Source organism: Arthrobacter sp. 49Tsu3.1M3 (genome assembly GCF_900168135.1).
Classification (GTDB): Bacteria; Actinomycetota; Actinomycetes; order Actinomycetales; family Micrococcaceae; genus Arthrobacter.
Map to the genome: position 1 here is coordinate 94,831 of NZ_FUZD01000010.1, position 20,067 is coordinate 114,897.

General features: G+C 67.4%; 15 protein-coding genes. 1 reads left to right on the forward strand and 14 read right to left on the reverse strand.

The features are described 5' to 3' along the window. Positions 1 to 116 precede the first annotated feature (116 nt). From B5X90_RS12580 to B5X90_RS12645, 14 genes are all read right to left on the reverse strand, one after another. Positions 117 to 893, reverse strand: coding sequence for a fumarylacetoacetate hydrolase family protein (locus B5X90_RS12580; RefSeq protein ID WP_079553507.1), 777 nt, complete (start codon positions 891 to 893; stop codon positions 117 to 119). Between the two features lie 5 nt (positions 894 to 898). Then, positions 899 to 1,708, reverse strand: a complete 810-nt coding sequence (locus B5X90_RS12585) for an MBL fold metallo-hydrolase (RefSeq protein WP_079553509.1) — start codon at positions 1,706 to 1,708, stop codon at positions 899 to 901. A 126-nt stretch (positions 1,709 to 1,834) separates the two neighbouring features. Next, on the reverse strand, positions 1,835 to 2,206 hold the full coding sequence (locus B5X90_RS12590; RefSeq protein ID WP_179129135.1) for a DUF1304 family protein: 372 nt from the start codon (positions 2,204 to 2,206) through the stop codon (positions 1,835 to 1,837). Between the two features lie 139 nt (positions 2,207 to 2,345). Continuing rightward, entirely contained in the window at positions 2,346 to 3,458 is a 1,113-nt protein-coding gene (locus B5X90_RS12595) for a branched-chain amino acid aminotransferase (protein WP_018773524.1), read from the reverse strand. Between the two features lie 150 nt (positions 3,459 to 3,608). After that, complete coding sequence (locus B5X90_RS12600) at positions 3,609 to 4,661, reverse strand: 3-isopropylmalate dehydrogenase (protein WP_079553513.1); 1,053 nt, start codon at positions 4,659 to 4,661, stop codon at positions 3,609 to 3,611. Between the two features lie 250 nt (positions 4,662 to 4,911). Beyond that, positions 4,912 to 6,471, reverse strand: a complete 1,560-nt coding sequence (gene metG, locus B5X90_RS12605; protein ID WP_079553516.1) for a methionine--tRNA ligase — start codon at positions 6,469 to 6,471, stop codon at positions 4,912 to 4,914. 9 nt (positions 6,472 to 6,480) lie between these two features. Further along, positions 6,481 to 7,248 (reverse strand): ABC transporter ATP-binding protein, encoded by a 768-nt coding sequence (locus tag B5X90_RS12610; RefSeq protein WP_018773527.1) that lies wholly within the window; start codon positions 7,246 to 7,248, stop codon positions 6,481 to 6,483. Continuing rightward, on the reverse strand, positions 7,245 to 10,031 hold the full coding sequence (locus B5X90_RS12615; protein ID WP_079553519.1) for an ABC transporter permease: 2,787 nt from the start codon (positions 10,029 to 10,031) through the stop codon (positions 7,245 to 7,247). Before B5X90_RS12615 ends, B5X90_RS12610 begins: the two co-directional genes overlap by 4 nt. Positions 10,032 to 10,236: 205 nt before the next feature. Next, a complete protein-coding gene (gene serA, locus B5X90_RS12620) occupies positions 10,237 to 11,832 on the reverse strand; it encodes a phosphoglycerate dehydrogenase (protein ID WP_079553521.1) in 1,596 nt (531 codons plus the stop codon). 127 nt (positions 11,833 to 11,959) lie between these two features. Beyond that, positions 11,960 to 12,985 carry a ketol-acid reductoisomerase gene (gene ilvC, locus B5X90_RS12625; protein ID WP_026538933.1) on the reverse strand — a complete coding sequence of 342 codons (1,026 nt, stop codon included), beginning with the start codon at positions 12,983 to 12,985 and terminating at the stop codon, positions 11,960 to 11,962. Positions 12,986 to 13,092: 107 nt separating this feature from the next. Next, the gene (gene ilvN / locus B5X90_RS12630) at positions 13,093 to 13,605 is read right to left on the reverse strand and encodes an acetolactate synthase small subunit (protein WP_018773531.1); all 513 of its coding nucleotides are present in this window, start codon (positions 13,603 to 13,605) and stop codon (positions 13,093 to 13,095) included. A gap of 2 nt (positions 13,606 to 13,607) precedes the next feature. Next, positions 13,608 to 15,506, reverse strand: coding sequence for an acetolactate synthase large subunit (locus B5X90_RS12635; protein ID WP_079553523.1), 1,899 nt, complete (start codon positions 15,504 to 15,506; stop codon positions 13,608 to 13,610). 472 nt (positions 15,507 to 15,978) lie between these two features. Beyond that, positions 15,979 to 17,700 (reverse strand): dihydroxy-acid dehydratase, encoded by a 1,722-nt coding sequence (gene ilvD / locus B5X90_RS12640; RefSeq protein WP_079553525.1) that lies wholly within the window; start codon positions 17,698 to 17,700, stop codon positions 15,979 to 15,981. Positions 17,701 to 17,829: 129 nt separating this feature from the next. Next, positions 17,830 to 18,768, reverse strand: a complete 939-nt coding sequence (locus B5X90_RS12645; protein ID WP_079553527.1) for a LysR family transcriptional regulator — start codon at positions 18,766 to 18,768, stop codon at positions 17,830 to 17,832. Between the two features lie 183 nt (positions 18,769 to 18,951). On the opposite strand from B5X90_RS12645, the gene B5X90_RS12650 reads away from it, so the two are divergent. After that, the gene (locus B5X90_RS12650; protein ID WP_079553529.1) at positions 18,952 to 20,058 is read left to right on the forward strand and encodes a sunset domain-containing protein; all 1,107 of its coding nucleotides are present in this window, start codon (positions 18,952 to 18,954) and stop codon (positions 20,056 to 20,058) included. Positions 20,059 to 20,067: the final 9 nt, after the last annotated feature.

The window sequence follows — 20,067 nt, forward strand, 5'->3', positions numbered from 1 at the left end:
GTGGTACCAACATTACCAACCTCTACAACCGCCGCCCGCCCGGATTTCCGCGTGCGATTTCGGACGGCCGCACCGTGGATCCACGGTGCGGCCGTCCGAAAAAGGGGCGAAAACGCTTAGCGGCGGACCACCGGGTTGGAGAGCCGTCCGATGCCCTCGATCTCGACCTCATAGCGGTCGCCTGCCTGCACGGCGCCGACGCCGGCCGGGGTGCCGGTCATGATGACGTCGCCGGGCAGCAGGGTGAAGGCCTGCGAGACGATGGAGACGAGCTCCCGGACGCCGCGGATCATCTGGTTCGTGCTGCCGTCCTGGCGCAGTTCGCCATTGAGCCGGCCCTGGATCTGCAGATCCTCGGTGTCGAGCTCGGTCTCGATCCACGGCCCGAGCGGGGCCGAGGTGTCGAAGCCCTTGGCCCGGGCCCACTGCAGGTCCGTCTTCTGGACGTCGCGGGCAGTGAGGTCGTTGCCGCAGGTGTAGCCGAAGATCACGTCATCCACCCGGTCCTCGGGCACGTCCTTGCAGATCCGGCCAATGACGACGCACAGCTCGGCCTCGAAGGAGACGTCCTCGGAGAACTCCGGCAGGACAATGGGATCGTTGGGCCCGATCACGGAGGTGTTGGGCTTGAGGAACAGCAGGGGCTGCGCCGGGACCTCGTTGCCGAGTTCCCGGGCGTGCTCCGCGAAGTTGCGGCCAACCCCGATCACCTTGCTGCGCGGAATGATCGGCGCCAGCAGCCGGACGTCCTCCAGCTTGTGCTTCAGGGGGGTTCGTTCCACGCCGTGGAAGAAGGGGTCGCCCTTGATGACAGTGACTTCCTCACTGCCGGGCTCACCTTCCACGATGCCGTAGAGGGGATCAGAATCGACTACAAACCGGGCGATACGCATGGTTCCTACCCTACCGTCCTCTCAGTGCGCAGGTAGTCCAGCTGCGCGGCGACGGAGAGCTCCGCGGCGCGGCGGACGGAGGGGGCGACGTCGGCGTACACGGCGTCCGTGACGGCCCGGACATCGGCGCCGGCGCCGGCGTACGCGCCCAGTGCCGCGAGGGCTGCCCGGACTTGTTCGAGCCGGCCCCGCCGGTGGTCCCGATAGGCGCGGGCGACGGCGTCCAGGGCCGGCAGCACCGGGCCGTGGGCCGGCAGCACCGTGGCGGGCCCGAGGCGTTCGAGCCGGTCCAGCGAGTCGAGGTAGTCCCGGAGGGTGCCGTCGGGGTAGTCCAGCACCGTGGTTCCGGTGCCCAGAATCGTGTCCCCGGTCAGGACGGAGCCCTGCTGACCGTCCTGCGGCAGGTGGAAGCACACCGAATCCGAGGTGTGGCCCGGCGTCGCCAGGACCCGGATGTCAGTTCCGGCTGCCCGGATGGTTTCGCCGTCCCGCAGCGGGGGTGCGCCATGGCAGTGGGCGGGGTCCGCGGCCCGGACCGGTGCGCCCGTCAAGGCCGAAAACCTTTCGGCGGCCGCGGTGTGGTCCGCGTGCCGGTGCGTGATCAGGATGAGTTCGACCGGTCCCTCGCCGGCCAGCGCCTGCAGGTGCGGCTCGTCGAGGGGCCCGGGGTCGACGGCGACCGTGGCCGCCGCCCCCGGGGCGGCAATGAGATAGGAGTTGGTTCCGTCCAGGCTCATGGGGCCCGGATTCGGGGCAAGGCGGAACCGGGTCAGCTCACTGCTGCGGACAATGCCGCGGGATGTCTCGGAGATCACGGACCCATCCTTGCATTGAATCGGGCGCCGTTGGCTCCAGCCCGGACCACAGATGCCGACCACAGACGCCGACGGCGGCTCTCACCGGCGGTCCGCCGGGCTGCCCTGCCAGCAAGCCCAGCAAGCTCAAGTCAGCAGCAGGATGGTGATGGTGAGCGGCAGGAAGCCCTCTGCGACGGCGAGTCTCCAGAGGCGCCGTTCGGAAAAAAACATGACGAGGCTCAGGCCCATGTGGCCCACGCAGGTGATCAGCAGAACCGCTTGACCGGCCATGGCGTCGGGTCCTGCAAGCATGAGGGCGCCCGCGACGGCTCCGATCCCCCAGATGACGTTGTAGAAGCCGAGGTTGAAGGTCCACAGCCGGGCTCTCTCCGCCTCCGAATCGATCAGGAACAGGCGTTCCCGGCGCTGGGAGCGCATGAGAAAGGACTCCACGATGCCGACAGTGGTCAATAAGACGCCAAAGACCACACCCAGAACTTGGATCAGGCCCGTCATAGGCCCATTCTCCATCCGCCGCGAACACGTGAAAAGCTCCCCGAAGCCCTGGTAGGGGTCGGCCAACACACGACGGCGGCCCGCCACCGGAAGGTGGGGGCCGCCGTCGTGCGTTACTGCCGTGCGTTACATTTTGTTACTACGCCAGCCGGGTCAGCCAGCCGTGGGTGTCCTCCACCGTGCCGGTCTGGATCCCGAGCAGCTGGGCGCGGATCGCCAGGGTGGTCTCCCCCGCCTTGGCGTCCTCGGAGCCGATGAACTCGGTGGCGTCCTTGAGCACGCCGATCGGGGTGATGACCGCGGCGGTGCCGCAGGCGAAGACCTCGGCAATGTCTCCGGAGGCAACACCGTCGCGCCACTCATCCAGGGTGATCTTGCGTTCGGTGACTTCCCGGCCCATGTCCCGGGCCACCTGGATCACGGACATCCGGGTGATCCCCTCGAGGATGGTGCCGGAAAGCGCGGGGGTGACGAGCGAGCCGTCCTTCATGACGAAGAAGACGTTCATGCCGCCGAGTTCCTCGACGGCGTTGTCGTTGAACTGGTCCAGGAAGAGGACCTGCTTGCAGCCGTTGGCCTCAGCCTCCTGCTGGGCGATCAGCGAGGCAGCGTAGTTGCCGCCACACTTGGCGGCGCCTGTTCCGCCGCGGCCGGCGCGGGCGTATTCGCGCGAGATCCAGATGGAGACGGGCTTGAGTTCGCCGCCGAAGTAGTTCCCGGCCGGGGAGGCGATCACGCGGAAGGAGACCTCGCGCGCTGCCCGCACGCCCAGGAACGCCTCGGTGGCGATCATGAAGGGCCGCAGGTACAGGGCTTCGCCGTCGCCGGCAGGGACCCAGTCCTTGTCTGCCGCGACGAGCTCGCGGATGGCGCCGAGGAAGTATTCTTCCGGGAGTTCGGGCAGGGCCAGGCGCCGGGCGGACTTGTTCAGCCGGGCGGCGTTGGCCTCGGGCCGGAACGTCCAGACCGAGCCGTCGGCGTGGCGGTAGGCCTTGAGGCCCTCGAAGATCTCCTGGCCGTAGTGCAGCACGGCGGCGGACGGGTCCAGGGAAATCGGGCCGTAGGGCTCAACCCGCGCGTCGTGCCAGCCGCCGTTGCCGGCGGCGTCGACGCTGTAGTCCACAATCGCGGTGTGGTCGGTGAAATAGTCGCCGAATCCCGGGTTTGCCAGGATGGCGGCACGCTCTTCAGCAGACTTCGGGGTCTCCGACAGGTGCTGGGTGAATTCGACGCCATGGGCAGTCTGAGTCATGGTTCCTCCACGATCGGCTGCCTGGTGTGGGAACGTGGTTCACCCTCGGACCACGGCAGCATATTGGTGATTCGAAACAAGCTTACGCCCGTTGGCAGCACGGTTTTGCGGTGATTGCGGCGCCTGCAGTGCAGGAAATGCAGCCCGGGCCTACAACGCGGCCGCGATGGCGTCGCCGATCGCGCTGGTGGTGCGGACGGCGCCGTCGCGGGCTTCGACGTCGGCCGTGACGGCGGCCTCGATCTTCCGGGCGGCGCCGGCGAAGCCGAGGTGGTCCAGCAGGAGCGCCGCGGAGAGGATGGCCGCGGTGGGGTCGGCCTTCTGCTGGCCGGCGATGTCCGGGGCGGACCCGTGGACCGGTTCGAACATGGACGGCGCGGTGCGGTCCATGTTGAGGTTGCCGGAGGCGGCGAGGCCGATCCCGCCGGTCACGGCCGCAGCGAGGTCGGTGATGATGTCGCCGAACAGGTTGTCGGTGACAATCACGTCGAAGCGGGCCGGATCGGTGACCATGAAAATCGTAGCGGCGTCGACGTGGAGGTAGTCGTGCGTGACGTCGGGGAACTCCTGGGCCACGGCCTCGACCGTGCGCTTCCAGAGCTGGCCGGCGAAGACCAGGACGTTGTGCTTGTGCACCAGGGTGAGCTTCTTGCGGGGGCGGTCGTTGGCCCGGCGGAACGCGTCGCGGACCACACGCTCCACGCCGTGGGCGGTATTCAGGGACACCTCGGTGGCCACCTCGTAGGGGGTGCCGGCGCGCAGCGTGCCGCCGTTGCCCACGTAAGGGCCCTCGGTGCCTTCGCGGACCACGATGAAGTCGATCTCGCCGGGGTTCGCGAGGGGGCTGCCGACGCCGGCGTACAGGCGGGACGGCCGCAGGTTGACGAAGTGGTCCAGGCTGAAGCGCAGCTTCAGCAGGAGCTCGCGCTCGATGATGCCGGAGGGAATCCGGGTGTCGCCGGGGGCCGCGCCGACGGCGCCGAACAAGATGGCGTCGCGGGTTCGGAGGTCGGCGAGGGTGGCTGCGGGCAGGGTCTCCCCCGTCGCGAGCCAGTGCTCCGCACCCAGCTTGTAGTGGGTCTGCTGGAGCACGATCCCTTCCGCGGCCGCGGCCTTTTCAAGGACCTTCAGTGCTTCGGCGGTGACCTCCGGGCCGATGCCGTCGCCCGGGATGACTGCCAGATCAATCGTGGATGCGCTCATATTTTCAGGGTAGCCAAGTGATCCACATTCTGGTCAAGTCGTCTCACTATTCGGCCACCCCCCGTCGCAACGCTCCCTCACGTCCGGCAGGAAAAGACGCAACGTTCTCTCACGTTCGGCAGGAAAAAGCGAAACGCTCCCGCTCCTCCAGGGCGGAGGTGCGGGAGCGTCACCCGAAACACCGCAGGATCTGCGGGAGCGTCACCCGAAACGCCGCAGGATCTGCGGGAGCGTCCGGAGGTGTGCAGGCTCAGGCCTCGGCGGGTTCCTCGTACTTCGGGAACACCGGGGCCGGGGCCGGCAGTTCCGTGCCGGCCGCGATCGGTGTGCCCAGGGCCGAGAACTGGCGCGCCCCGCCCTCGGGCTGGCCGAGCGTGTGCAGGATCGCCGCCGTCGCCACCGGCATGACCGGCTGGGCCAGGATCGCGACGATCCGCAGCACCTCGAGCGTCACGTACAGCACCGTGTTCATGCGTTCGACGTCGGTCTTGCGCAGCACCCAAGGGGCCTGCTCGGCGAAGTAGGCGTTGGTGTCCCCCAGGACAGCCCAGATGGCCTCCAGCGCGCGGCTGAACTCCTGCTTCTCGAAGGCGGCCCGGGCTGCGTCCAGCAGTCCGTTGGCCTGGGCCAGAATCGCGGTGTCCTCGGCGGAAAATGCGCCGGGCATGGGCACGCGGCCCTCGCAGTTCTTGGCCACCATCGACAGCGACCGCTGGGCCAGGTTGCCGAAGTTGTTGGCGAGGTCGGAGTTCATCCGGCCGACGATTGCCTCGTGGTTGTAGTTGCCGTCCGCGCCGAAGGGGACCTCGCGCAGGAAGAAGTAGCGGACCTGGTCCAGGCCGTACTGGGCCACGAAGTCCGCGGGGGCCACCACGTTGCCCAGCGACTTGGACATCTTGACGCCGTTGTTCTGCAGGAAGCCGTGGATCATGATCCGCTTCGGCAGCTCCAGTCCGGCGCTCATGAGGAACGCCGGCCAGTAGATGGCGTGGAAGCGGGAAATGTCCTTGCCGATGACGTGGACGTCGGCCGGCCAGAACTTCCTGAAGGAGTCCGAGTCGACGTCCGGGTAGCCGACCCCGGTGAGGTAGTTGGTCAGCGCATCGACCCACACGTACATGACGTGCTTGTCGTTGCCGGGCACGGGAACGCCCCAGTCAAACGTGGTGCGGCTGATGGACAGGTCCTCCAGGCCGCGCCGGACGAAGCTGATGACCTCGTTGAACCGGGACTGCGGGGCGCCGAATTCCGGGTGGGCCTCGTAGAGCGCCAGCAGTTTGTCCTGATAGGCGGAGAGCCGGAAGAAGTAGCTCTCCTCGGCCGTCCAGGTGACCTCGGTGTCGGATTCGCGCGAGTAGCGGATCCCGTCGTCCTTGACCACGGTCTCGTCCTCGACGTAGAACGCCTCGTCGCGGACCGAGTACCAGCCTTCGTACTTGGACAGGTAGATGTCCCCGTTGGCTTCCATCTTCTTCCAGATGGCCTGCGACGCCGCGTAGTGGTCAGCGTCCGTGGTGCGGATGAAACGGTCGTAGGAGACCCCCAGGGCCGCGTGCGCCGCCTTGTAGATCTCGGCGTTCCGGTCCACCAGTTCCTTGGGCGCCAGCCCTTCCTTCTCGGCGGTCTGGGCGATCTTCATGCCGTGCTCGTCAGTGCCGGTCAGGAAGAAGACGTCGTACCCGTCCAGGCGCTTGAACCGGGCCATCGCATCGGTGGCGATGTACTCGTACGCATGACCGATGTGCGGTACCCCGTTGGGGTACGTGATGGCCGTGGTGATGTAGAACGGGGTCTTGTCAGTTGAAGTCACGGTCTAAATCTAGATCAGTTCTGTGAGGGTATCGCTCTGGCGGACCAGTTCGTGGTCATGTGAAGCCACCAGCACGGCAATGCCGTCCGAAGTGGTGTCCTTGAGGATGCTGATGATGCGGTTGGCCGCGGCACGGTCCAGGCTGGCCGTGGGCTCGTCGACCACCAGGACGCGGGTGCCGAGGATGAGCGCCCGGGCGATCGCGACGCGCTGGCGTTCACCGCCGGAAAGCTGCGCCGGGCGGTGGCGCATGCGCCGGCCCAGGCCCACGAGGTCCAGGAGGTCCTTGGCCATGTCGCGGCGCTTCTCGACCTCGCCGTCCGGCACGGCCGGCAGCAGGACGTTCTCGAGCGCGCTCATCCCATCGATCAGCGCACCGCCCTGGTCGACGTAGCCGATCAGGGCCCGGCGGCGGTCGGCGATCTCGTCGTCGCCCATGGTCTCGAGCGAGTCGCCTTCCCAGAACACCCGGCCCGACGTCGGCAGGGTCAGCCCCGCGCCGACGGTCAGGATGCTGGTCTTGCCCGAGCCGGAGCGGCCCGCGACGCAGTGCATCTCGCCGGCGTGCAGGGTCATGTTGAAGTCGTCCACGACGTTGACGGCCTCGGCACCGCCCTTGCCGCCGCCGTAGTGGATGGTGATGTTGCTCAGTTCCAGCGGGGTGGCGTGGTCCGTGGCCTTCACGATCGTGTTGGCGCGGGTCTTGTGCGCACCGCGACGGGTGCTGGCGGTCATCCGGTCGTGTGCCTCCCGGTCAAGGTTCAGCTCGTTAGTCATTGGACCACTTTCGTTGCAATCGGAATCCAGCAAAGTACAGCTACAAGACCGGCAATTGCGGCCCACAGCGCGGCATAGGGGGCCAGGAGGAGGCCGATACCGAGGGCGCCCACAACACCCAGCGGCAGCGCGACGGTTCCCACCATGGCGTTTTCAAAGAAGCGGACCTGACCCAGCATGTCCGGGTTCCAGCCCATGGCCCGCAGCGTGCCGAGGTACTGGCGCTTGGCCTGCAGCTCGAAGCGGCCGGTGACCATGGTCAGCAGCAGCCCGACGGCGACGCCGGACACGCCCAGGATGATGCTGGGCAGGGCGATGCTGGCCGCGGCCAGCCCGCTGAGGGCGCTGGCGCCGGCGGCCCGTGGAATGTCGATCAGCAGGGCGACGAGCCCGCCGACGGCCGCGGCGAAGACACCGACGGCAACGGCCAGCGAGATGGTGTTGAACTTGTTGGTGCTCAGCTGCCGGTTGGCGAAGGTCAGCGGGGAATCGACTGCGATGAGCCGTTCATCGTGTTGCGGTTCCTGGTCCACGACGTCGCGGTGGCGCAGCTGCTGCGCCGCGACGAACGCGGCACCGGCGTACAGCACCAGGACCGAGGCCGAGACCACCGCGGTGGCGGTGCTCCAGCTGATCAGGCTCAGGACGATACCGACGACGGCCAGCAGCGCGGCGCCGACGCCGAATTCGGCCAGCACCCAGGAACGGATCTTGCGCTGGGTCCAGCCCATGGCGCGAAGGGTACCGGCCTCGCTGCGCCGTTTGCGGATGTAGCTGACGGTGGAGGCGCCGGTCAGGAGGGCGGCACCGCAGAGGGTCAGGAACAGCAGGGTCAGGTTCGTGGCGGTCAGCGAGCCGGACACGGCATCCGCGGCGTCCTGGCGGACCCACGACTGCTGCACGGTGCCCAGCGGCGATTCCTTGCCGGCGTCGTCCTTGGAGTAGCCGGGAACGGCGATGCTGGCGTCTTCGCGGGCCGAACCGGCCACGACGGTGGCCTGCAGGCCCATGTCGCGGATCTCGTTGGCGAGCTTCTCCACCTCGGGCTGCGCCTGCTTCCAGCTGCCCGGGACCTTGGCGCGGACCCGGACGGCGTCGATCACGTTGGCGTTCGCATCGTAGCCGCGGGCGGCGGCGAGGCCGTAGTAGTCGGTGATGGCGCCGGCGGACTGGCTGACCAGGCCCGTGGCGCTCAGTGAAGGCTTGAGTTCGGTGTTGGCGTCCTTGCCGGACGCGTCTTTGGTCAGGGTGAACGGCGCGGGGTCGTAGCCGCCCAGGGGCAGCCTGTTGACGTCGCCGGCAGCTTCCTTGACGTTCGCGGCGTCGAAGGTTCCGTAGACCATAGCCAGCGGCGTGGCCAGCTTCTTGCCGGTTTCGAGGTTCTGGCGGTAGGAGCGCTCGTCCACCGGTTCGCGCTGGGTCTGGTCGACGGCTTCGCCGTTGGCGGCCTTGTCCGGCAGCCGGTTCACGGTGACCCAGTCACCGGGTGTGGCGCTCTTGTCAACGGCGCCGTTGGCGGCGGTTTCGCCGTCCTTGTAGGTCGGGGCGGCGGCGAAGTTGGTGGTCCAGGTGGCCGGGTTGTAGAGGCCCTGGCTGAAGGATCCGGTATCGCCCATGAGCTGGGAGAGGTCCTTGGACCCGGGCCAGGCGAGGGCGAACGGGGACTTGGAAACGAACGGCAGGTAGTCCTTGTCCAGGGAGCGGGTTACGGTGCCGACGTCCTTGGTGACATTGCCGGAGTCGTCGATTTCCTCGATTTTGACCGAGTACTTCAGGTCCAGGGCGGTGCCCGAGCGCACGATCAGCGGGATGGCCTGCGAATCGTCGGTGAGCTGGCCGTCGCGCTTGGCCTGCTGGTACTGGGTCATCAGCGGTGCCCAGTACTTGAGCTTGACGCCGAGGAAGTCCGGGCCTTCCTTGAGCTCGTCCATGCTGATGCCGTTGGTGAAGAGGCTCTCGAAGTGCCGGCCGATCGCGCCGGCGTTGCGGGCGTCCGCGGGCGGGGCCTTCTCCAGCGGGGACAGGAAGTCACCGGCCGTGCCAAGCAGCGCGCGTTCGGAGACGGGGTCGACGGCGACGACGGACTCGGTCACCTGCGGAGCCATCGGCAGGGAAACGGAAAGGTTGAAGAGGTTGTGCTCGGAGCCGCCGGCCGGGGTGGGGAACTTGATGCCGGTCTCGCCCGCCGGGCCCTGGATGCGGACGTTCTTACCGCCCTCAACCTGTTCCTCGACCAGCTTCGCCTTGCCGAGGGAGCCCTCGGCCGTGGTCTTGAACAGGGTCTGGTCGGAGTGGCCGTCGGAGCTGACGGCGCTGGCCGTGAGGCGGTACTTCTTTGGCGTGTCGCTCAGGACCGATTCCGCGGCCGGCCACTTGCTCGGATCCGTGGCGGTCGGGTCGCCGGAGGTGCCCGCGAGGCCCGCGTTGAAGCCCAGGTAGTCGGTGGCGTCCAGCCGCGGCGACTCCAGGTTCTGCGTTACGCGCGAGACCAGGCTGATGGGAGCGGCCACAGAGGTGCCGGAGAGCTTGCGGATCGAATCCAGCTGCTCGAAGCTGATGCCGCCCTGGCCGGTGGCGATGTCCGGCTGCATCAGGCCGCCGTTATCCTTCGCCTTGGCCTGCACCAGGACGTCATAAAGCCCCCGGGAGTTTTGATCCACGGTCCTGCTCAGCGCCGCCTGGGACTGACCCTGGACGAGCACGGACAGGCACATGGCCACGATCAAAATGGACGCGGTCAGCAAAAGCACTCTGCTTCTGATGAACCTCTGGACGGCGTTCATTGGGCTCCTGAAAGCTGGATTGCGTGCGCACGCCGCAGTTCATTTCCTGAGGAAGTGAAGGCGTCCCGTGCCGGGCGTGCAAAAGTAAAGGCCGGTCTGCCGGCCAAGACCCGAAATTCGGTCCTAGCCATTGTACGCAGACCGGCCGGCCTCTCGTGGCCGCCGGCGGCGGTCATGCCGCCGCCGGGACCACGCGGGGAGGAATTCAGTCCTCGAGGTCAACCTCGCGGACCATGTCAGCGCCGATCCCGGCCTTGATCGCGTCAAGGACCTGCTGGGGAACGGAGCTGTCGATGGTCAGCAGGGCCAGCACCTGGCCGCCTTCCGCCTGGCGTGCCACCTGCATGCCGGCGATGTTGATGTTGTTCATGCCCAGGATGTGGCCGATCGTGCCGATCACGCCGGGGCGGTCCGAGTAGGCAACCACCACGAGGTGTTCGCTGATCGGGATTTCCACCTCGTAGCCGTTGACGCCGACCAGTTTCTGGATCTGCTTCGGGCCCGTCAGGGTTCCGGCGACGGAGATCTGGCTGCCGTCGCTGAGGGCGCCGCGCAGGGTCAGGACGTTGCGGTACGACTCGGTGTCCGGCGTCGTGATGAGGCGGACGTTGATGCCGCGCTGCTCGGCGATGACGGGGGCGTTGACGTAGGAGACCTGCTCGGTCACGACGTCGGCGAAGATGCCCTTGAGCGCCGCGAGTTCCAGGACCTTGACATCGAGCGAGGAGATCTCGCCAGCCACCTCGACGTCGAACTGGGTGAGGGAGGCGTGGGTCAGCGCGGTGAAGATGCGGCCCAGCTTCTCCATCAGCGGGATGCCGGGGCGGACGTCCGGGGCGATGACACCGCCGGCGACATTGACGGCGTCGGGGACCAGTTCGCCGGCCAGGGCCAGGCGAACGGACTTGGCGACGGAGACGCCGGCCTTCTCCTGGGCCTCGTCGGTGGAGGCGCCCAGGTGCGGGGTCACCACGACGTTGTCGAGTTTGAAGAACGGCAGGTCGGTGCTGGGTTCCTTGGAGAAGACGTCGACGCCGGCGCCGGCGATGTCACCGGCCTGCAGCGCGGTGTAGAGGGCTTCCTCGTCCACCAGGCCGCCGCGGGCGACGTTGACGACGTACGCCGTGCTCTTCATCTTCTTGAACGCCTCGGCGCCGAGCATGCCGACGGTTTCCGGGGTCTTGGGCATGTGGATGGTGATGAAGTCCGACTGGGCCAGGAGCTCGTCGAGCGTCACCAGCTGCACGCCGAGCTGGGCGGCCCGGGCGGAGGTGATGTAGGGGTCGTACGCGAGGATCTTGGTATCGAAGCCCTTCAGGCGGGCCGCGACAAGGGCGCCGATCCGGCCCAGGCCGATGATGCCGATCTTCTTCTCGAAGAGCTCGATGCCGGTGTACTTGGACCGCTTCCACTCCCCGTCCTTGAGGGCGGAACTGGCCTGCGGGATGTGGCGGGCGAGGCTCAGGATGTGTCCGACGGTCAGTTCGGCGGCGGAGACGATGTTGGAGGTCGGCGCGTTGACCACCATGACGCCGGCCTGGGTGGCCGCCTTGATGTCCACGTTGTCCAGGCCGACGCCGGCGCGGGCGATGACCTTGAGGTTCTTGGCGGCGGCGATGGCCTCGGCGTCAAGCTGGGTGGCGGAGCGGACCAGGATCGCGTCGACATCGGCGATCGCGGAGAGCAGCTGGGAACGGTCGGAGCCGTCAGTCTGGCGGATTTCAAAGTCCGGGCCGAGGGCCTCGACTGTGGCGGGCGAAAGTTCCTCAGCGAGGAGTACGACAGGTTTGGTGCTTGTCACCGGTGACCTCTTTAGCTCTCTTGTGTATCTGGTGGGGATTTTGGTGAATCGGGTGGTGCGGGTGGTGCTGGACAGCAGGGAAGCCGGACCCCAGGATGTGGTGTCCGGCTCCCCTGCCGGGCAATGCCTAGCGGGCCACTGACCCTTCGGTGTAGTCGTCTTCGTTCTTGATCCAGGAGAACAGCTTGCGCAGTTCGCGGCCGGTGGCCTCGATCGGGTGGTCCTCACCCTTCTTGCGCAGCGCCTTGAACTCCGGTGCGCCGGCGTCCTGGTCGTCGATGAAGCGCTTGGCGAAGGTGCCGTCCTGGATATCCGCGAGGACAGCCTTCATGTTTTCCTTCACCTGCGGGGTAATGACGCGGGGGCCGGAGACGTAGTCGCCGTATTCCGCGGTGTCCGAGACGCTCCAGCGCTGCTTGGCGATCCCGCCCTCGACCATGAGGTCGACGATCAGCTTGAGCTCGTGCAGCACCTCGAAGTAGGCGACCTCCGGCTTGTAGCCGGCCTCGGTGAGGGTTTCGAAGCCGTACTGGATCAGCTGCGAGGCGCCGCCGCAGAGGACAGCCTGCTCGCCGAAGAGGTCGGTTTCGGTCTCTTCGGTGAAGGTGGTCTCGATGACGCCCGCACGGGTGCCGCCGATCGCCTTGGCATAGGACAGGGCCAGTTCCTTGGCCTTGCCGGACGGGTTCTGCTCGACGGCGATCAGGTCCGGCACGCCGCGGCCGGCTTCGAACTCGCGGCGCACGATGTGGCCCGGGCCCTTGGGGGCGACGAGGGCGACGTCGACGTCGGCCGGGGGCTGGATGTAGCCGTAGCGGATGTTGAAGCCGTGGCCGAAGAACAGGGCGTCGCCCGGCTGCAGGTTCGGGGCGATGTCCTCGGCGTAGACGTGGCGCTGGACCTGGTCCGGGGTCAGGACCATGATGAGGTCGGCCTCGGCGACGGCGTCGGCGACGTTCAGGACCCGAAGGCCCTCGGCCTCGGCCTTGGCGCGGGACTTCGAGCCCTCCTTCAGGCCGACGCGGACGTCAACGCCGGAATCGCGCAGGCTAAGGGCGTGGGCGTGGCCCTGGGAGCCGTAACCGATGACGGCGACGGTGCGGCCCTGGATGATCGACAGGTCGGCGTCGTCGTCGTAAAACATTTCAGTCACTGGGGTGTCTCCTTTTGAGTGGATTCTTCGTAGATATTGTCTGTGGTGCTGCGGTACAACGGGGCGGCCCCGCATATGCGCTGTCCTACGCGGTTTTTAACCCGGTCTTAGGCGCTGCGGAGGGCCCTGTCACTCATGGAGCGGGATCCCCGCCCAACGGCCAAGGTGCCGGACTGCACGATTTCGCGGATGCCGAATGGCTCCAGCACTGACAAGAGTGCCGTGAGTTTCTCGGGGTGGCCCGTTGCCTCAATGACCACCGACTCTGTGGAGACGTCGACCACTGAAGCGCGGAACAGGTCTGCAGCCTGGGTGACCTGCAGGCGTGTTGCGGCATCCGCACGTACCTTGACCAGGATGTGGTCACGCTGTACGGAAGATTCGGAGGTGAGCTCGACGATCTTGATCACGTTGACCAGCTTGTTCAGCTGCTTCGTGACCTGTTCGATCAGCTCGCCATCGGCGTCGACCACCACGGTCATCCGGGACATGCCCGGGACCTCGGTGGGGCCAACGGCCAGGGAATTGATGTTGAAGGCCCGGCGGGCGAAGAGGCTGGCGACGCGGGTCAGCACACCGGGCTTGTCTTCGACCAGAACGGACAATGTGTGGCGGGTCATGTTCAGTCCTCCTCTTCCCATTCCGGGGTCATGTTGCGGGCAACCTGGATCTGGTCGTTGCTGACCCCCGCGGGGACCATCGGCCACACCATCGAGTTGGGGCTCACGACGAAGTCGATGACCACCGGGCGGTCATTGATCTCCAGTGCCTTCTGGATGGTGGCGTCGATGTCCTCGTCGCGTTCGCACCGGAAGGCAGCGCAGCCGTAGGCGTCCGCCAGCTTGACGAAGTCCGGGATGCGGACCGTGTCGTGTCCCGTGTTCAGGTCGGTGTTGGAGTAGCGGCCCTCGTAGAAGAGGGTCTGCCACTGCCGGACCATGCCGAGGGAGGAGTTATTGATGATGGCGACCTTGATGGGGATCTTGTTGATCGCGCAGGTGGCCAGTTCCTGGTTGGTCATCTGGAAGCAGCCGTCGCCGTCGATCGCCCAGACCACACGGTCCGGTTCGCCCACTTTGGCGCCCATGGCCGCCGGTACGGCGTAGCCCATGGTGCCGGCGCCGCCGGAGTTGAGCCAGGCGTGCGGGCGTTCGTACTTGATGAACTGCGAGGCCCACATCTGGTGCTGTCCGACGCCGGCGACGTAAACGCCTTCGGGTCCGGTCAGGGCGCCGATGCGTTCGATGACGCGCTGCGGGGCGCTGAGGCCGTCCTCGGGTTCGGTCCAGCCGAGCGGATAGGTTTCCTTGAGGTTGTTAAGGAACGCCCACCAGGCGGTCAGGTCCGGGGTACCGAAGGCTTCGAACTGCGTGCGCAGGGCCTCGGTCAGTTCCGGGATGATCTCCTTGACCGAGCCAACGATCGGGACGTCGGCCGTGCGGTTCTTGGAGATTTCCGCCGGATCGATGTCGGCGTGGATGACCTTGGCGTTCGGGGCAAAGGACTTCAGGATGCCGGTCACACGGTCATCGAACCGGGCGCCCAGGGTGATCAGCAGGTCCGACTGCTGCAGGGCTGTCACGGCGGAAACCGTGCCGTGCATGCCCGGCATGCCCACGTGCTGCGGGTGCGAGTCCGGGAACACGCCCCGGGCCATCAGGGTGGTGACCACGGGGGCGCCGGTCAGCTCGGCCAGTTCACGCAGCTCGGCCGAGGCGTGGGCCTTGACCACTCCGCCGCCGACGTAGAGCACGGGCTTGCTGGCACCGGAAATGAGCCTGGCAGCCTCGCGGACCTGCTTGCTGTGGCCGCGCACCACCGGCCGGTATCCCGGGAGATCGATCTTCGGCGGCCAGGAGAACGTCATCTGGCCCTGCTGGGCGTCCTTGGCGACGTCCACGAGGACCGGGCCCGGGCGTCCGGTGGACGCCAGGTGGAACGCCTCGGCCATCACGTGCGGGATGTCGTTGGGGTCCGTGACCAGGAAGGAGTGCTTCGTGATCGGCATGGTGATCCCGACGATGTCCGCTTCCTGGAAGGCGTCGGTGCCGATCACCCCGCTGGAGACCTGGCCGGTAATGGCCACTATCGGCACGGAGTCCATGTGGGCGTCCATGATGGCGGTAACGAGGTTGGTGGCACCCGGTCCCGAGGTGGCGATGCAGACGCCAACCCGTCCGGTAACCATGGCGTAGCCTTGCGCGGCGTGGCCGGCTCCCTGTTCGTGACGGACCAAAACGTGGTTCATTTTGGAGGCCATCAAGGGGTCGTAGGTGGGCAGGATCGCGCCACCGGGCAAACCGAAAATGTCCTGGACGCCGAGTTCTTCGAGCGAGCGGACAATTGCTTCCGAACCGGTCATGACCGTCGGGGGTACGACGTTGTTCGGTCCGAGGACAGGAGAGACGGCAGCAGAGTCGACGCCGGCGTCAGCCGGACGTTCGACGCGTTCCGGAGCCTTGTGGGCTCCAGTGGACTTGGTGGCCATCAGCGAGGGGCTGATCGGCGATCCTTTGCTCATCGGACTCTTCCTTTGTGGATCTTCGGTGATCGTGGAACTACTGGGTTGTTCTGGTGGTGCGGCTGGTGGTGCGGGAAATAAAAAAACCCCTCAGCCGGCGGGCTCTTCGAGGGGTTGCGCGTGACGGTTCGTTACCAGTGAAGGCTAATGAGCCACGCGCTTGGTAAGTACGACGGAAACACCCGCAGTGCTCTCGACTGCAGCGACTCCGGCCGTAACGATCTCGATCATGCGTTCAGTTTTCCCTCTGAGTGAGACGGGTGTCAACGAGCCCGGCCCGTGTCTCACTATTTGGACAACGGTGTCCACTAGCTGGTCCTCTTGGCCTCCCCTTGCCACCGACGCCGAACGGCGAGCCGCCCACTTTGGCGGCAGGCGGGAATCTCCTACCCCGAACGCCCGGCGCGGACGCCGTGCGTTCGGGGCCCCTCGGAGCTTCCCTTATTAAGCCTGGTCACCCAGGCCCGGAGGGTCAGCCGCAGTACGCGCCCGTGGAGGCGCTGTGGACGAGCTTGGCGTACTTGGCGAGCACACCCTTCGTGAACTTGGTCGGGAGCGGCTCCCAGCCGACCTTGCGGGCCTCGAGCTCGGCGCCGTCGACCAGGAGGTCGAAGGTGCGGGCCGCGATGTCCACGCGGATCCGGTCACCGTCCTTGACGAACGCGATGGGGCCGCCGTCGACGGCTTCCGGCGCGACGTGGCCGATGCACAGGCCGGTGGTTCCGCCGGAGAACCGTCCGTCGGTCAGCAGCAGGACGTCCTTGCCCAGGCCCGCGCCCTTAATGGCGCCGGTGATGGCGAGCATCTCGCGCATGCCGGGGCCGCCCTTGGGGCCTTCGTAGCGGATCACGACGACGTCGCCCTTGTGGATCTCACCCTTATCCAGGGCATCGAGCGCGCCCTGTTCGCGTTCGAACACGCGGGCCGTGCCCTCGAAGACGTCGGCGTCGAAGCCGGCGCTCTTGACGACGGCGCCTTCCGGGGCCATCGAGCCGTGCAGGATGGTGATGCCGCCGGTCTTGTGGATCGGGTTGTCCAGTGCGCGCAGGATCTTGCCGTCCAGGTCCGGCGGGTTGATGGCGGCGAGGTTCTCGGCCACGGTCTTGCCGGTGACGGTGAGGCAGTCACCGTGCAGCAGGCCGGCGTCGAGGAGTGCCTTCATGATCACCGGCACGCCGCCGATCTTGTCGACGTCGGTCATCACATAGCGGCCGAAGGGCTTGAGGTCGCCCAGGTGCGGGATCTTGTCGCCAATCCGGTTGAAGTCTTCCAGCGTCAGCTCCACCTCGGCTTCGCGGGCGATCGCGAGCAGGTGCAGCACGGCGTTGGTGGAACCGCCGAAGGCCATGGTGACGGCGATCGCGTTCTCAAACGCCTTGCGCGTCATGATGTCGCGGGCGGTGATGCCCAGGCGCAGGAGGTTGACCACGGCTTCGCCCGACTTGTGCGCAAAGGCGTCGCGGCGGCGGTCCGCGGAGGGCGGAGCGGCGGAGCCGGGCAGGGACATGCCCAGGGCCTCGCCGATGCAGGCCATGGTGTTGGCGGTGTACATGCCTCCGCAGGCGCCCTCACCCGGGCAGATGGCCTTTTCGATGCGGTCCAGGTCCTCGCGGCTCATCTTGCCGGCGGCGCACGCGCCGACGGCCTCGAACGCGTCGATGAGGGTGACTTCCTTTTCGGAGCCGTCCTCGAGCTTGACCCAGCCGGGCATGATGGAGCCGGCGTAGAGGAACACGGCTGCCAGGTCCAGGCGGGCCGCAGCCATCAGCATGCCGGGCAGCGACTTGTCGCAGCCGGCCAGGAGCACAGAGCCGTCAATCCGCTCGGCCTGCATGACCGTCTCGACGGAGTCGGCGATGACTTCGCGCGACACCAGGGAGAAGTGCATGCCCTCGTGGCCCATGGAGATGCCGTCCGAGACGGAGATGGTGCCGAACTGCATGGGGAACCCGCCGCCGGCGTGGACGCCTTCCTTGGCGCCCTGGGCGAGCCGGTTCAACGAAAGGTTGCAGGGGGTGATCTCGTTCCACGAGCTCGCCACGCCGATTTGCGGCTTGGCGAAGTCGTCGTCGCCCATGCCGACCGCGCGGAACATGCCGCGCGCGGGGGCGGCGTGGATTCCATCGGTAACGACCCGGCTGCGGGGCTTGATGTCCGGCTTGGTGTCTGCTGCTGTGTGGGTGTCCTGACTCATGGCTCAAAGTCTAGGGCTCTGCTACAGGCGCCAACGACCCAAGAACGGAGCGTTAAGCGGAAAACCGGGAATATTTCGATCAAATAGTGGACTCTCGTCTCACATCATGAACCCGGGGCCCCATTTGACCTAGGACCGGTGAGCCGCGTCACGCAGTTCCGGGGCCTCGGCCACACCTTGGGCCTCGGCCTTGAGCATCGCCAGGACCTGCTGGATGGTGGTCCGGGCCGCGACGTCCGGACGGGCCAGCGCCACGATGCTCCGGCTGGCCTTCACGCCCTCGAGCGGGCGCAGGACGAACCCCCGGCCCTGGTTGCTGACCGCCGTGTACCGCGGCAACAGGCTCAGCCCATGCCCGGCGCTGACCAGTGCTTCCAAGACGCGCAGGTCCGGGAACTGCTGGGCCCGGACCGCCGTCGAGTCGGCCCGCACCTCGATCTGGCGCAGCACCGTGTCGAAGGGAAAACCTTCCGGGACTCCCATCCACGGAAAGCCGACGACGTCCTCGGCGCACAGTGTGGCTTTGCCGGCCAAAGCGTGCCCGGCCGGCAAGGCCACGTCCAGGGGTTCGTCCAGCAGCGGCACCACCGTCAGGCCCTGGCCGCCGAAGACTTCCGGACCATCGACACTGTGCGCCAGGACGATGTCGTAGTCCGCGGTCAGCCCGGCGAACCCGGCAACGCCCGGGTCCTCGAAATGCGCCTCGAACCGCAGCCCCTCGACGGCCTTGACCCGGTGCAGCATGCCCGGCAGGAACATCTCCGCCGCGCTGGGAAAGAAGGCTGCCACCACCCGCGTCTGCCAGCCGCGCCGGTACGTGTCGATGGTTGCTTCCGCCCGGGCCATGGCCGTCGACACGTCGGCGGCGGCGCCGGCCATGGCCAGCCCCGCCTCGGTAAGGCGCACTCCCCGGCCGGACTTCTCCACCAGGACGACGCCCAGTTCCTCCTGCAGGGTCTTCAGCTGCTGCGACACTGCCGATGGCGTGACCTTCATGGCCTCGGCCGTGGCGCCTACGGTCCCGCGGCCGGCGAGTTCACGCAGAATCTGCAGTCGCTTGAAATCCATGAGGCGAGGCTACACGCCGGGCCGGGTTTGGTTCCGGTTCGGGTTGCTCACCGGGCCGGGGTCCGCTCCAGGAATGCCCGGCATTTGGCCGCCGGGAGGGTGGACAGCCGGCTTTGCCCGGACGTAACGTCAAGCATCGGCAACCATGCCTCGTGGGCTGAATACGGACTGAAAGGCTCTGCTATGGACTGGATCGTCTGGCTCGTCGTCATCATCGTGGTGGTCGCTGTGGTCTGGCGGCTGCTGAACCGCAACAAGAGCCGCCCGGGCGCAGATTCCTCATCCGTCGCAGGCACCAGCACCGGCACCGGCACCGGCACTGCCGGCATTTCTTCTGACACAACTGCCGGTTCGACGCCGGTATCTGGTGCGGCGGCGGCCAGTCCGACGGCGGCGAGCGGTTCGGCGGACAGTTCGACGGCGGCGGCCACTCCGGCTGGCCCGGCAGGGACCGGGCCCGCGGAACCGACAGGGGTGGCGGGGGCCGCCGGCGCCGCAGCGATGGCCGCTCCCGATGCAGCGCCAGCGGCGGAGCCGGACGCACCTGTCCGGGAGGCCACGGCTGCCCCCCAGACGACCGGGGCCGCAGCGGCCACCGCGGCCCCGACCGTCCAGCCGGGCGCCGAGGCCGCCCCGGAAGCAACGGGCGCCCCCGGCAATGCCGAGTGGGAGACCCAGTGGTCCGAGACCGCCCCGCCGGCTGAGACGCACACCGCCGGAGCCCACGTCGAGCCGGCCCGTGGTGCGCACGCTGTGACGGCCGCCGAGCTTGGCGCGGCTGCGGAGACTGGCGCGGCGGGCCTGCCGGTCCACCACCCCGAATACACTGAGCACCACGCACCGACTCTGCCCGGGGCGGAATCAGCAGCCGCGGAGCCGGTCGACGACGAGGACACCGTTACCGGCACGGCCACTACAACCAGCACTGGCGCCGGTACCGGCACGGCGATGCCCGGAGTCTCCGACGCCGGGACACAGCCCGCGGGTTCCGCTCACACAGAGGCGACGCAGATGGCAGCGTCGCCGGCGGGAGCCGACGCCTCCGCCAGCCAAACGGCCGAGCCCACCGGCCATTTGGCCACAGAGCAGCCCTACGGCGAGGGGTCAGCGGCTCCGGCGGCCGACGGAAGCGGCCCTGCGGGTTTCACTGTCAAGGGCAATGCCTCTTCGATGATCTACCACGACGAGACCAGCCCGGCGTATGAAGAAACCCGGGCTGAGGTGTGGTTTGCCTCCCCTGCCCACGCTGAAGCAGCCGGGTTTCGGCCGCCGCGCCGGACACGGCAGTAGCCGGCGGTC